Here is a 15,522-nt window from a genome sequence, read left to right on the forward strand (position 1 = left end):
AAAGCCTGTAAAAATTTAGTTTTACAGGCTTTTTCTTTGCAATTGTTTTAAAGTTTAAATAAAAAACTTAGAGTCTTAGTGACTTAGAAACTCAGCAACTTTATTCAATCATTTGGTATTTCTTTTTCTTTAATATATCCGAAGCTGTTTGGTAATACGAAATGGTTTCGTTTATTAAGTCGGTTCTTTCATTGGCTAAAGGCACCTGATTGTAATAGATTTGAAAATCCGTCGGCAATTTTTGATCCGGTTTTAAAGTCAGCTGAAATTGTTTTACGGTTTGTTTTGGAGAAAGAATCGTCAAAACATTGTCCTTTATCAATCCCAAATCTTGATATGTAGCAATCAAAGCTCTTGGTTTGTAATCCGGTTGTAAAACATCTTGTCCGTAAAATTTACTTTGGTAATTAAAATGCAATAAACCAAAGAGTGTTGGCATAACATCTATTTGAGACATTACGTTTGTATATTTTTGAGGCTGAACGAAACCGGGGCTGTAAATCATGGCAGGGATTCTGTATTTGTCTACAGGAAGTTCTGTTTTTCCTGCACTCGAAGCACAATGATCAGCAAGAATAACGAATACCGTATTTTTGAACCAAGGTTGTTTACTTGCCATCTCAAAGAATTTTTTAATAGCATAATCAGTGTATTTTACACCACCTTCACGAGATTTTATATCGCCCGGAATATCAATTTTATCATTAGGATACGTAAACGGACGGTGATTACTCACGGTCATCCAGTGATTAAAGAAAGGTTTGCCGGCTTTTGCTTCTGCATTCATCACTTTTATGGCTTTGTTGGCCATATCTTCGTCGCAAACTCCCCAAATATTGGCAAACGTAATTTCTTCGGGTGTGAATGTTTTTTTGTCAACTATGTCATAACCATTTCCACCAAAGAAATCTTCCATATTATCAAAAAAAGCATCTCCTCCGTATAGGAATTTTACGTTATATCCTTTTTGTTTAAAAAGAGCTCCGGTCGAAAATTTGTTTTTATTGTCTTCTCTTTTTACCACACTTTCACCGGCTGTTGGAGGAAAACAAAGCGTTACGGCTTCAAGACCACGAACGGTTCTGTTTCCAACTGCGTATAAATTGGTAAATAACAAACTTTTTTGAGCCAGATTGTCTAGAAACGGAGTGATATTTTGTTCGTTTCCGTACATTTTCATAAAATCAGCACTGTAGCTTTCAATGGTGATTAAAACAACGTTTTTAGGGATTTCGGCCGAATCGCTTTTGATTTCTCTCACAGTCGATATTCCCGAAATCGAAGGGATTTGTTTGTCAAGCAAAGCAAAAGCTTCATTTTCGGGCATGGTTTTATAAAATTTAAAATAATCCAATTCGCTGTTCATAAAAGCCAGATAGAAACGGTACATTCCGTTGGCTTGTAACTCATTTGTAAATACATTTTGAGAGTTTTCTTTTTTGGCTAAATAAGGAACAGCTACCAAAGAAATGGCAAATAAAGCAAGATAAATTCCGGAAATTTTTAATTTCTCAGCAAAAGTTGGAATGGCGTCAATGTAGTTTCTTGTTCTTTTGACAATAAAATAAGTGACAATTCCAGCTATTAGAAATAATGCTGAAAATAGCGGAATTACAGGATAAGATTCCATGATGTTCCCGATTACCTCATTGGTGTAAACCAAATAATTTACGGCTATAAAATTGTATTTAACACCAAATTCATTCCAAAAGAAATATTCACTTATTCCGTTTTGAAGGATGAGGACAACGTATAGAAACATCACAAAAGTGAACAACCAAAATCTGATTTTGCTTCTGTATTTTGGTAAAAAAAGTAAAAGTCCAAAAAGCAAGGTTTTGATACCTATAAAAATCATTCCGATTTTTGGCAGGGCTCCTCCGTATTCAGAAAGGACACTTTTTCCTGAAGCAACATAAATAAATAATGCTGCGAACAATCCTAATATAATGTTACCGTAGGGTTTGTAGTATTTTGAATTGGATATGAAAATCAGGTATAGCCATAAAAATCCTGAAGCTATTACAAACACAAATGCATCTGAAATTAATCCCAGTGAAAAGATTTTTAAACTGTCGATAAAAGAAAATGAGGTTTGTGTAATAGGGTGTAAGGCTAAAACGATTCTTAGAACGAAACTTACAACAATATAAAAAAGAGCAAGATTGTAAAAAGGGGAGAACTTTTTGAATAATGACATAAAGATTAATTTTTGGCAAAAGTAAAGCTTTTAATTTTTACCTGTTTTAAAAAAAATGTTAGAATAATTTTTGTACTATTTTGAGTAAACAGAAGGCAAATGTAGAAAAATTCAGTTGTTTTGATTATAAAATTAAATAATTCACAGTAAATATTGAAAAAGATAAAAAGCATCATTTTAAGTTTTCAAAATATTATCGCGTATATTCTTATTGTGAAAATGTAAAATTATTCTTTTTTTTGTGTTGTAAATCAGTTTGTTATGTGTTTTGGGTTCTGATTTATTGAATCTGTAATTATCTTAAAATGGTGGTATAAAAGATTATTTTTTTTGAGTTATCTTTATAGTAAAAGAATTATAACCTTTAATAATTTAATAAAATTATGAATGAAGCACATTTACATTTAGTGGTAAACCATTTTCCAATTATAGGGCTTTTTTTTGGATTTGGAATTTTGACTGTTGGCCTGTTTTTGAAAAATAAAACTGTTATTAATACGGCTTATGCTTTGTTTGTGGTTGCAGCTGTTTTTGGAGCAATAAGTTTGGGAACGGGAGAAGGTGCTGAGGAGTTGGTAGAAGATATGCCAGACATTGGAAAACAAATCATCCACGAACATGAAGAATTGGCCGAAAAATTTAGTGTTTTACTGTATGTTTTGGGAGTAATTTCTCTTGTCGGATTGTATTTGAACTTTAAAAATAATGGCAAAGCAATATTGTTTTCTTTTTTGGCATTGGTTGTTGCTGTCATTGGGTTGTTTTTTGCGCAAAAAGTGGGAACTTCAGGAGGAGAAATTCGTCATACCGAAATTAGAGAAAATGCCAATGCAATGGTTAATGGCTCTGTAAAGCAATCCCAAGAGTAGGGGAATTAATCGTCGAATTGAATTCCAAAAGAAAAGCAATTCCAAACGAATCGCTTTTCTTTTAGTAATGTGAATAGAAAATTATCGGTTACTCAACTTAGCTTTTTCCTTAATAATGTCACTTATTTTTTTGTTTTCGATTTTGCTTTCAAGCCATGAAATTATATCGAGATAAAGAAAAGCTCTTTTTTCATATGTTTTTTCTTCCAATTCAATAAAACGCGCTCTCATTTTTATGAATTCTTTTTTGATGTCACTTGGATACAAATTGCTCAAATTCTTAAGAAAACGAATAATTTCTTTTTGCACTTCGTGTAAATCATTCATTTTTATCAAAAACTTATAAGTGTTTTTGAGCTGACTTTCCAAATAATAATCTTTGCCAAGTTCATAATGCGCAATTAGACATAAAATTCTGGAAAAACACATTAAATCTTCCCTCATTGTGAGGTTTTTGTTGTTGATGATTTTCTCCAAATAAAGGATACATTCCTGATATTTTTCATTTCCAAAATAAATACAAGCTATTTTGTAATAAAACATCATTTCGTGGTGCTCATCCAGATGTTCGCTGTGAACTTTTATTTTGTTTAAAATCTCAGGAATTAAGTATTCGCTTTCCGCAAAAGTACCTTCCAGGATATGATAGTTTAGTTTGTTGTTATACAAATAAAGGAATGACAACGAAGCAATATTGTCATTTACCGGAAAACGAGGGTCGTTTATGGTTTCTTCCAACAATTCCAGATATTTTTTGAAATTGGTTTTGTATTTGAGCATAAATAATGACTCTAGCAAGTAATGATTTCCCTTAAGAAAAAAAACAGGATTTAGAAAAATCATATTTGGATTATCATAAAATAAGGTCACCCATTTGTAGGCGTACTTATAGCAGGAAAGAAAATCTTGAACCAAGAAGCTTCTCCATAAATTGGCATTGTAAAACCAATATTTTTCCCTAAACTCAAATTTGGATTGATCCAAGTGGGAAATATGTTTATTAAAATAATCATCTATATATTTGTATTCTTCATCGCTTTTTACATAACCTGTTTTGAGCATTATGCTGTACAATTGAAGTGACAAATTGGATAATTTACTCGAAATCGTGTTGCGATAATTCAATTCTTTGGCTTGAATAACCAATTCGTCTGCGCGCCCTTGAATACTTCTAGTGATGTATTGGGATTCGATTAATTTTTCAAATTCAACAATTTCAAAAGCCATGTATTTTTCATCATTTTCGATGGCTTGTTGTTTGGTTTTATCCAATATTTTCAAGCTTTGCCTGTAAAGCCCTTTGTTGTAGAGAATTGCAGCAAAATCAATTTGTTCTCTTAGTTGGTATCGAATGTTTTGACTGGGAATATTCAAACGAATACTCACCAAAATTTGTTTGTACAAATAGGATTTTAGGTTTGATAATTGAGCTTTTTTAATCAAACCGCTTTTTAGAATCAGTTTCTCATCATACACTTCGGATTTATCCAAAATATTAAAAAGCTCTATAAACTTGGTATTGGAACTAGTTTCCAATCGGCTTGCAAATATTTTGAATTGTCTTTTTTCAGATTTGGAAAGGGATTTTATTAATACAAATAAAAAATCTTTTTGATAGTTAGCCATTGTATTATAAAAGTATTTAATGTGTTGATTTACAGGTTGTTAGATTGTTATTTTTTACTTTATAAATAGTATATTTAGTTAAAAGCAGGTTTAGTTCTAAGTAAATGAAAACTATTTTTGTTTTAAGATGTGAAATTACATTAAATAAATTAAAATGAATAGAGACAAAGTCCAAATTTTTGACACCACTTTAAGAGACGGAGAACAAGTCCCAGGATGTAAATTAGACACCAAGCAAAAACTCGTGATAGCCAATCGACTAGATGAAATGGGAGTTGATATCATCGAAGCTGGTTTCCCTGTTTCTAGCCCTGGTGATTTTTTATCTGTTTCCGAAATATGTAAAATTGTTAAAAATGCAACTGTATGCGGGCTTACAAGAGCTGTAGAAAATGATATTGATGTCGCAGCAGCCGCTTTGAAAAATGCGGTAAGACCCAGAATACATACAGGTATCGGAACTTCCGACTCACATATTTATCACAAATTGCAAACCACCCCCGAAGATGTTATTGCACGTGCGAAACACGCTGTTGCTCATGCTAAAACCTATGTAGAAGATGTAGAATTTTATGCTGAAGATGCTGGTAGAACCGAGAATGCATTCCTGGCTAAAGTTTGTGAAGAAGTAATCAAATCTGGAGCGACAGTTCTTAATATACCTGATACTACCGGTTATTGTTTGCCGGAAGAGTATGGTGCAAAAATAAAATACCTTAGAGAAAATGTAAAAGGAATTGAAAATGTTATTCTTTCCTGTCATTGTCATAATGATTTGGGTATGGCTACTGCCAATTCAATTTCTGGAGCTATAAATGGTGCTCGTCAGATAGAATGTACTATTAATGGCATAGGGGAAAGAGCAGGAAATACAGCGCTTGAAGAAGTGGTTATGATTTTTAAACAACATCCATATCTTAATTTGTATACTGACATTGACAGTAAACAATTGAACGAAATGAGTCGATTGGTTTCTGAAAGTATGGGAATGATGGTACAGCCAAATAAAGCTATTGTTGGGGCAAATGCTTTTGCACATAGTTCAGGAATTCATCAAGATGGTGTGATTAAAAATAGAGCTACTTATGAAATCATGGATCCTTTGGATGTTGGTGTCAATGAGTCTTCTATTATTTTGACAGCAAGAAGCGGAAGAGCGGCTTTGGCTTACAGAGCAAAAAAAGTGGGTTACGAACTTACCAAAACGCAATTGGATATCGTTTATGTAGAATTTTTGAAATTCGCAGATATCAAAAAAGAAGTTTTGGACGAGGATATTCATCAGATTGTTGAAGCGTCCAAAATAAGTGTTAGCTAATTTATTGGTAATAACTTAAAAAATAAATAAAATGAACTTAAAAATAGCAGTGCTTTCGGGAGATGGAGTAGGACCTGAGGTTATTTTACAGGCTAAAAAAGCTTTGTATGCCATTAGCGTTGCCTATGATCATGAGTTTATTTTTGAAGACGCTTTGATTGGTGCAGTAGCTATCGAAAAAACGAGAAATCCTTTGCCAGAACAAACATTGAATCTTTGTCTTAATACCGATGCTGTTTTGTTTGGAGCTATTGGTAATCCTAAATTTGATAACAATCCTGAATCAAAAGTTCGACCAGAACAAGGATTATTAAAGCTAAGAAAAGAATTAGGGCTTTATGCAAACATTAGACCAATAAAACCGTTTAAGAATTTGCTAGATGCATCTCCAATCAAAAAAGAGGTTATTGAAAATGTTGATTTTGTTGTTTTCAGAGAACTTACAGGTGGATCCTATTACGGAGAAAAGGTTTTGAACGAAGAGGGTACATTTGCTTCAGATATTTGCGAATACTCCGAAAATGAAATTACCAGAATTACACATTTAGCATTTAAAGAAGCTCAAAAAAGAAGGAAAAAAGTAACATTGGTAGATAAAGCAAATGTTCTTGAAACTTCCAGATTGTGGCGAAAATTAGTTAAGAAAATTGCGCTTCAATATCCAGATGTGAAATTGGAATGTCAATATATTGATAATGTTGCCATGCAGATAATCACTGATCCTAAGCAGTACGACGTAATTTTGACTGAAAATTTATTTGGAGATATACTTTCAGATGAAGCTTGCGCGATTATGGGGTCAATTGGTTTATTGCCTTCGGCTTCGGTAGGTGATACTAAGGCTCTTTTTGAACCTATTCATGGTTCTTATCCACAGGCAAAAGGGAAAAATATAGCAAATCCCATTGCTTCTATTTTGTCTGCAGCAATGTTGTTACAGCATTTTGGATTGGAAAAAGAAGCTAGAAAGGTGTATGAAGCTGTTGAAAAAGCGATTGAATATAAAGTGGTTACATTGGATTTAAATCCAGATTCGAGATTTGGTACAAATGATGTGGGGGATTTTATTTCGAATGTTATATTGAGTAAAGATGATTTATATTTTAAAAACGATAATGTTCAAATTGGGCAATCGACTATCGTTTAGTTAGTAAAAATCATAAAACGTTGCATTATTTCACTAAAAACTCTTAGATTGTTGGTAAAATATTTTTTTATTGGGTTTGTTTTTTATACTTTTGCAGTGTTAAAAAAATAAAGAAAATGAAACACATTACCAACGTCCTTTTAGTTTTAAGTGTCATTGTGGTTATCACATATGAGAAGGGATTGGTATAAATATAATTAGAAAAATATTTAAAGCCTCCCATAATTTTGGGAGGTTTTTTTATAGATAAAAGTTAAAACAGACAAATTGTAAAATACAATGGAGTTGAACAAATACAGTAAGACGATTACGCAAGATGTTACTCAGCCAGCCGCACAAGCAATGTTGTACGGAATAGGTTTAACGGAGGATGATCTAAAAAAAGCACAAGTCGGAATAGTGAGTATGGGTTACGAAGGTAATACTTGTAACATGCACTTAAATGATTTGGCCAAAGATGTAAAAAAAGGTGTTTGGGATGCGGATTTAGTCGGACTTATTTTTAATACTATTGGAGTAAGTGATGGAATTTCAAATGGAACCGAAGGAATGCGTTATTCGTTGGTTTCTCGTGATGTAATTGCTGATTCTATAGAAACAGTTGTAGGTGCACAATGGTACGACAGTTTAATTGCAATTCCGGGTTGTGACAAAAATATGCCTGGCGCTTTAATTGCAATGGGAAGATTAAATCGTCCTGCTCTTATGGTTTACGGTGGCTCAATTCACTCCGGAAAATGGAAAGGAGAATCATTAAATATTGTTTCTGCATTTGAAGCTTTAGGTAAAAAGTTCAAAAATGAAATAAGTGATGAGGATTATAAAGGTGTAATTCAGAATTCTTGCCCGGGACCTGGTGCCTGTGGGGGAATGTACACTGCCAACACTATGTCTTCTGCGATTGAAGCATTAGGAATGAGTTTGCCATACAGTTCTTCAAATCCTGCATTAAGTCAGGAAAAAAGAGATGAATGTTTAAACGCTGGTAAAGCAATTAGAGTATTATTGGAAAAAGATATAAAGCCTAGAGATATAATGACTCGTAAGGCTTTTGAAAATGCAATTACTCTTGTGGCTGTTCTTGGTGGTTCTACAAATGCAGTTATGCACTTAATCGCAATGGCACATTCTGTAGATGTTGAAATCACAATTGACGATTTTCAAAGAATCAGTGATAAAACTCCAGTTCTTGCAGATTTGAAACCGAGCGGTAAATATATGATGGAAGATATTCATGCTGTTGGAGGTGTTCCTGCCGTAATGAAATATCTATTGAAAGAAGGATTTATTCATGGAGACTGTTTGACAGTAACCGGAAAAACGGTTGCTGAAAATTTGGCTTCAATTCCTGATTTGCAAGATGGACAACAAGTAGTTCATGACATTCAAAAAGCGTTGAAACCAACAGGGAATATTCAGATTCTTTATGGGAATCTTGCCTCCGAAGGTTGTGTTGCAAAAATCAGCGGTAAAGAAGGAGAATATTTTGAGGGACCGGCTGTGGTTTTTGAAGGTGAATTTGATGTGATTCCTGGGGTTCAGGCGGGAAAAGTAAAACCTGGAGATGTAGTCGTCATCAGGTATTGTGGACCAAAAGGTGGCCCGGGAATGCCAGAAATGTTAAAACCTACCTCTGCCATTATTGGTGCAGGATTAGGAAGTAGCTGTGCTCTTATAACTGATGGTCGATTCTCTGGTGGTTCACATGGATTTGTGGTTGGACACATTACACCTGAAGCTTATGATGGTGGTGGTATTGCATTAGTAAAAGATGGTGATTTAATTGCTATCGATGCTGTAAAAAATACTATAAACCTGAAAATATCCGACGAGGAATTTGCGACTCGAAAAGCGAGTTGGGTTCAGCCTCCTTTAAAAGTTACAAAAGGAGTTTTGCTTAAATATGCAAAATCGGTTTCAAGCGCTTCAACAGGTTGCGTTACCGATAAATAATCTTAATACTACCTCAAAAGGGAAGAACTAAATAGACAAAAAAAGCTAAAGCAAAATAAATATTTGCTAAATGCTAAAAAAAAATAAAATGGAAAATAACAGAATTTCAGGAGCAGAAGCCGTTATAAGATGTTTATTGGCTGAAGGAGTTGACCTAGTTTATGGTTATCCTGGCGGGGCGATAATGCCTGTTTATGACGAATTGTATAAATTTCAAGATGAATTACATCATGTTCTGGTACGTCATGAACAAGGTGCAATACATGCAGCCCAAGGTTTTGCAAGAGCCACAGGAAAAGTAGGTGTTGCGATAGCAACTTCTGGACCCGGAGCAACAAATTTGGTTACAGGTATTGCCGATGCTCAAATTGATTCAACTCCTATTGTATGTATTACAGGGCAAGTTGGAAGACATTTGTTGGGATCGGATGCATTTCAAGAAACAGATATTATCGGAATTTCTACTCCTATCACTAAGTGGAATTTTCAAATTACCGAAGCGTCTCAAATTCCGGAAGTAATTGCAAAAGCTTTTTTCATTGCTAAATCTGGAAGACCGGGACCGGTATTAATAGATATCACGAAAAATGCACAATTTGACTTAATGGATTTTAGTTACAAAAAATGTAACAGCATTAGAAGTTATACTCCTAAACCAACTTTAAATTTAGAGAAAGTTAAGGAAGCTGCAGCTTTAATCAATCAGGCCAAAAAACCTTATATAGTTTTTGGTCAGGGAATTATTCTTGGTCAGGCTGAAGCAGAACTAAAAGCTTTTGTTGAAAAATCAGGAATTCCTGCCGCTTGGACAATTCTAGGTCTTTCGGCATTGCCAACAGATCATCCTTTGAACGTAGGAATGGTTGGGATGCACGGAAATTATGGACCTAATTTGTTGACCAACGAGTGTGATGTGTTAATTGCGCTGGGAATGCGTTTTGATGATCGTGTTACAGGAAATTTGGCTACTTATGCCAAACAAGCCAAAGTAATTCATTTTGAAATTGATCATGCCGAAATTGACAAAAATGTAAAAACAGAAGTTGCTGTTTGGGCAGATGTTAAGGAATCATTGACGGCTTTGCTTCCGCTTATCGAAAGCAAAAAACATGATGCTTGGCACAATGAATTCAAAGAAAAATACAAAATTGAATTTGACGCGGTAATTAAAGAGGAATTAAACCCTGCAAAAAATGGAATTTCAATGGGTGAAACTATTGAAATGATTAATAAATATTCTAACGGAGATGCAATAATTGTTTCGGATGTAGGACAACACCAAATGTTTGCTTGTCGTTATGCTAAATTTAATTCAACGAAAAGTAACGTTACTTCTGGAGGTTTAGGAACAATGGGATTTGCTTTGCCGGCTGCGATAGGTGCCAAAATGGGAAAACCAGATCGTGAGGTTGTAGCAATTATTGGTGATGGTGGTTTCCAAATGAATATTCAGGAATTAGGAACTATTTTTCAAACCAAAGTTCCTGTGAAAATAGTCGTTTTGAATAATGAATTTTTAGGAATGGTACGCCAATGGCAAGAATTATTCTTTGATAGCAGATACGCTTCAACTATAATGACGAACCCAAACTTTATAGCAATTGCTGAGGGGTATCACATTCAAGCTAAAAAAGTAACCAAAAGAGAAGAACTAGAAGGTGCTGTTGCCGAGATGTTGGCTTCAAAAGATTCTTATTTCTTGGAAGTTATGATTGAAAAAGAAAATAACGTATTCCCAATGATTCCGACAGGAGCATCGGTTTCGGAAATGCGATTAAGTTAAAAAAGTTTCTCGTTTCAAGGCTTAAGTTTCAGATATATGAAACCTTGCACTTGAAACAAAAAAAACTAAAAAAATGGAAAATAAAACATTCACTATTTCTGTTTATTCAGAAAACAACGTTGGCTTACTCAACAGGATATCTGGTATATTCTTGAAGCGCCACATTAATATATTGAGTCTAAATGTATCCGAATCTGAAATAGAAGCTGTTTCAAGGTTTATTATTGTTGTAAATACAACCGAAAAATGGGTACAGAATATTGTTGGTCAGATCGAAAAACAAATTGAGGTTATCAAGGCTTTTTATCATGTAGATGAAGAGACAATTTTTTTGGAAAGTGCAATTTTCAAAATAGCTTCTAATTTACTTTTTGATGAAAGACAAATTCAAAATATTATAAAAGACAGTAAATCGGAGATTGTTACTGTATCAAGAGAATTTTTTGTGATTTCAAAATCTGGAAAAAGATCTGAAATTGAAGATTTATATGAGAAATTGAAACCTTTTGGAATCATGCAGTTTGCGCGTTCAGGAAGAATTTCGATTTCAAAACAAAAAATGGAAATTTCAGCAATATTAGAAGCATTTAAATAAATACAATCTGCAAAAGCATTGCAAAAATAAAGCAGATTACAATTCAATTATAAATTTTACATTCATTAAATATTAAAAAAATGGCAAATTATTTCAATTCATTACCACTTAGATTACAATTAGAACAATTAGGAGTTTGCGAATTCATGGATCAATCAGAATTTGCAAATGGAATAGATGCATTAGCAGGAAAAAAAGTAGTCATTGTAGGTTGTGGAGCCCAAGGTTTGAACCAAGGTTTGAACATGAGAGATTCAGGTTTGGATATTTCTTATGCACTTCGTGCTGAAGCTATTGCAGAAAAAAGAGCTTCTTTTAAAAATGCTAATGATAATGGTTTCAAAGTGGGAACTTATGAAGAACTAATCCCAACAGCTGATTTAGTTTGTAACCTTACACCAGATAAACAACACACTGCTGTGGTTACTGCAATTATGCCTTTGATGAAACAAGGAGCTACATTGGCATATTCACACGGTTTCAATATTGTTGAAGAAGGAATGCAAATCCGTAAAGACATTACTGTTATTATGTGTGCACCTAAGTGTCCAGGATCTGAAGTGCGTGAAGAATATAAAAGAGGTTTTGGAGTTCCAACTCTTATCGCTGTTCACCCAGAAAACGATCCTAATGGAGTAGGATTGGATCAAGCAAAAGCTTATGCTGCTGCTACTGGAGGTCACAGAGCGGGAGTTTTGAGATCTTCTTTTGTTGCCGAAGTAAAATCAGATTTAATGGGTGAGCAAACAATCTTGTGTGGATTGTTGCAAACAGGTTCTATCTTGTGTTTTGACAAAATGGTTGCCGAAGGTGTAGAACCAGGATATGCATCTAAATTAATTCAATACGGATGGGAAACTATCACAGAAGCATTGAAATATGGTGGTATCACAAACATGATGGATAGATTATCTAATCCAGCTAAAATAGCTGCATTTAATGCTTCTGAAGAATTAAAAGACATTATGCGTCCGTTATTCAGAAAACACATGGATGATATTATTTCTGGTCACTTTTCTAAAACAATGATGGAAGATTGGGCAAATGATGATGTTAATTTGTTGTCTTGGAGAGCTGCAACAGGAGAAACTAATTTTGAAAAAACTCCAGCAGGTAATGTTGAAATTTCTGAACAAGAGTATTTTGACAATGGAGTATTAATGGTTGCAATGGTAAGAGCTGGTGTAGAATTGGCTTTTGAAGCAATGACTGATTCAGGAATTATTGAAGAATCTGCTTATTACGAATCATTACACGAAACTCCGCTTATTGCTAATACAATTGCAAGAAAAAAATTATTCGAAATGAACCGTGTAATTTCTGATACTGCCGAGTACGGATGTTATTTATTTGATCATGCTTGTAAGCCATTAATCGCTGATTACGTAAAAAATGCACCAAGTAACTTAGTAGGTCGTCCATTCAATAACGGAAATAACGGAGTTGATAACAAAGAATTAATAGAAGTTAATTCAATCATTAGAAACCACCCAGTTGAAGAAGTTGGAGCCTGGTTGAGAGAATCGATGACAGCAATGAAAAAAATTGTTGGATAAAAATATAATAAGCATTTTCATATGAAAGTGTGCTGGGATTTGCATAGTATCAGTTTATGTTTAAATATTTTGAATTAGTAAGCACTTATTAGACAAATAATGATATTTTGCATTATTACTTTCACTTAACTTCGGTAGTGTTGTAAGTTAAGTGAAGTAATCCCAAATTATTTAATATTGAAATTCATTTGGTTTAAAAAGAATAGTAATTGTTAATTAAAGAACATTTTAGTTTTCTAATATGTTCTTTTTTTTGTTTTAAATAAGTAGTTTATTCTAAAACGTTGTGAAAAGCCCATAAGATTTTGGAAGAAGCACTATTTTTTATTGTTTTTTTATAGCATTTTATAAATTAATAGTTTTGAAAACCGAACAGATTTAATACTTTTATAAAAAAATTAAGAAACATGAGTTATTTTAAGATTGATAGTTTAGAACAATACTTTAAACATTATAATAAATCAATACGTGAACCTCGAAAATTTTGGGGTAAAATCGCCGAAGAAAATTTTACTTGGTATCAATACTGGGACAAAGTTGTGGATTTTAATATGGCAGATGCCGAAGTTAAATGGTTTGTTGATGCAAAAGTTAATATTACAAAAAACTGTATTGATAGACATTTGGCAAAAAAAGGTGATAAAACAGCTATCATTTTTGAACCAAACGACCCTTCAGAAGAAGCTTTACACATAAGTTATAACGAATTATATGAACGCGTTTCCAAAATGGCCAATGTTTTAAAAGAGCAAGGCATAAATAAGGGAGACCGTGTTTGTATTTATTTGCCAATGATTCCTGAATTAGCTGTAGCTGTTTTGGCTTGTGCTAGAATTGGTGCAATACATTCCGTTGTTTTTGCTGGTTTTTCTGCTTCTGCAGTTGCTTCAAGAATAAATGATTGTGAATGTAAAATGGTTATTACTTCTGACGGAGGATATAGAGGGAATAAAGTTATTGATTTGAAAGGAATAATTGATGATGCTTTAGAAACCTGTCCGTCAGTAGAAACTGTTTTGGTAGCAAAAAGAACAAATGCAGACATCAAGATGAAACCTGGTCGTGATCAATGGTTGCAACCACTTCTTGATAACGCTGTAAACAATAGTGTTGCCGAAATTATGGATGCCGAAGATCCATTGTTTATATTATATACTTCTGGTTCTACAGGAAAACCAAAAGGAATGGTTCATACCACTGCCGGTTATATGGTTTATACAGCTTATACTTTCAAAAATGTTTTCAATTACGAAGAGAATGATATTTTTTGGTGTACTGCCGATATCGGTTGGATAACTGGTCATTCTTATATTTTGTATGGTCCGTTGTTAAATGGAGCTACAACTGTAATTTACGAAGGAATTCCTTCTTATCCTGATTTCAGTCGTTTTTGGGAAACAATCGAAAAACATAAAGTAACTCAATTTTATACCGCTCCGACTGCAATCCGAGCTTTAGCAAAAGAGAATTTGTCTTATGTTCAAAGATTTCCACTAAAATCATTGAAAGTAATTGGTTCAGTAGGAGAGCCTATTAATGAAGAAGCTTGGCACTGGTACAATGACCACGTAGGAGGGAAGCGCTGTCCGGTTGTAGATACTTGGTGGCAAACAGAAACAGGTGGTATTATGATTGCACCATTATCATTTATTACACCTACAAAACCAACATATGCTACATTGCCATTGCCGGGAATCCAACCTGTTTTGATGGATGATAAGCGTAATGAAATTGAAGGAAATCAGGTAGTTGGAAGTCTTTGTATAAAATTCCCTTGGCCAGGTATTGCTCGTACTATTTGGGGAGATCATCAAAGATATAAAGACACATATTTTTCAACTTTTCCAGGTAAATATTTTACAGGTGACGGAGCTTTGCGTGACGAAGTAGGGTATTATAGAATTACGGGACGTGTTGATGACGTAGTTATTGTTTCTGGACATAATTTAGGAACTGCTCCGATTGAGGATGCTATAAATGAGCACCCTGCTGTTGCAGAATCAGCAATTGTAGGTTTCCCTCATGATATTAAAGGAAATGCATTGTACGGATATGTTATACTTAAAGAATCTGGTGAGTACAGAGATAGAGATAATTTGACCAAAGAGATAAATCAACAGATTGCTGATCACATTGGGCCAATTGCAAAATTGGACAAAATTCAATACGTGACAGGATTACCAAAAACAAGATCTGGAAAAATCATGCGTCGAATTTTGCGTAAAATTGCTGAAGGTGATTATTCGAATTTTGGTGATATTACTACATTACTTAATCCTGAAATTGTAGAAGAAATTATAAAAGGTAAAGTCGAATAAGCTTCTTTAAAATTTAAATTACATAATAAACTGCTTCAAATTTTGGAGCAGTTTTTTTTTGCTGTAAAAGCAAATTCGACAGTTGTTGTAGTCGCTGTGTTAATTTTTTACTAAATAAAGTAACATTATCCATAAAATCAAGTCTATTGATTATCAG

General features: G+C 33.7%; 10 protein-coding genes. 8 read left to right on the top strand and 2 right to left on the bottom strand.

What is annotated here, in order from left to right:
• Positions 1–100: 100 nt before the first annotated feature.
• Positions 101–2,200 (bottom strand): LTA synthase family protein, encoded by a 2,100-nt coding sequence (locus tag EM308_RS11420; RefSeq protein ID WP_035638690.1) that lies wholly within the window; start codon positions 2,198–2,200, stop codon positions 101–103.
• A gap of 383 nt (positions 2,201–2,583) precedes the next feature.
• On the opposite strand from EM308_RS11420, the gene EM308_RS11425 reads away from it, so the two are divergent.
• On the top strand, positions 2,584–3,069 hold the full coding sequence (locus EM308_RS11425; protein ID WP_035638692.1) for a hypothetical protein: 486 nt from the start codon (positions 2,584–2,586) through the stop codon (positions 3,067–3,069).
• An 81-nt stretch (positions 3,070–3,150) separates the two neighbouring features.
• Here the strand turns inward: EM308_RS11425 and EM308_RS11430 are convergent, their stop codons facing one another.
• Positions 3,151–4,695 (bottom strand): hypothetical protein, encoded by a 1,545-nt coding sequence (locus EM308_RS11430; protein WP_035638694.1) that lies wholly within the window; start codon positions 4,693–4,695, stop codon positions 3,151–3,153.
• Between the two features lie 154 nt (positions 4,696–4,849).
• On the opposite strand from EM308_RS11430, the gene EM308_RS11435 reads away from it, so the two are divergent.
• The 7 genes from EM308_RS11435 (at position 4,850) to acs (ending at position 15,365) form a co-directional block, all read left to right on the top strand.
• A complete protein-coding gene (locus tag EM308_RS11435; protein WP_051877843.1) occupies positions 4,850–6,013 on the top strand; it encodes a 2-isopropylmalate synthase in 1,164 nt (387 codons plus the stop codon).
• Between the two features lie 31 nt (positions 6,014–6,044).
• Positions 6,045–7,160 carry a 3-isopropylmalate dehydrogenase gene (gene leuB, locus EM308_RS11440; protein WP_035638697.1) on the top strand — a complete coding sequence of 372 codons (1,116 nt, stop codon included), beginning with the start codon at positions 6,045–6,047 and terminating at the stop codon, positions 7,158–7,160.
• 279 nt (positions 7,161–7,439) lie between these two features.
• The gene (gene ilvD / locus EM308_RS11445) at positions 7,440–9,113 is read left to right on the top strand and encodes a dihydroxy-acid dehydratase (protein WP_035638700.1); all 1,674 of its coding nucleotides are present in this window, start codon (positions 7,440–7,442) and stop codon (positions 9,111–9,113) included.
• A gap of 88 nt (positions 9,114–9,201) precedes the next feature.
• Positions 9,202–10,896, top strand: coding sequence for a biosynthetic-type acetolactate synthase large subunit (ilvB, locus tag EM308_RS11450; protein WP_051877844.1), 1,695 nt, complete (start codon positions 9,202–9,204; stop codon positions 10,894–10,896).
• A 73-nt stretch (positions 10,897–10,969) separates the two neighbouring features.
• Entirely contained in the window at positions 10,970–11,491 is a 522-nt protein-coding gene (gene ilvN / locus EM308_RS11455) for an acetolactate synthase small subunit (protein WP_035638704.1), read from the top strand.
• A gap of 80 nt (positions 11,492–11,571) precedes the next feature.
• Entirely contained in the window at positions 11,572–13,047 is a 1,476-nt protein-coding gene (ilvC, locus tag EM308_RS11460; RefSeq protein ID WP_035638707.1) for a ketol-acid reductoisomerase, read from the top strand.
• A gap of 407 nt (positions 13,048–13,454) precedes the next feature.
• The gene (acs, locus tag EM308_RS11465) at positions 13,455–15,365 is read left to right on the top strand and encodes an acetate--CoA ligase (protein ID WP_035641196.1); all 1,911 of its coding nucleotides are present in this window, start codon (positions 13,455–13,457) and stop codon (positions 15,363–15,365) included.
• Positions 15,366–15,522 lie beyond the last annotated feature (157 nt).

Origin of the sequence: Flavobacterium gilvum (assembly GCF_001761465.1) — a bacterium.
Taxonomy (GTDB): domain Bacteria; phylum Bacteroidota; class Bacteroidia; order Flavobacteriales; family Flavobacteriaceae; genus Flavobacterium; species Flavobacterium gilvum.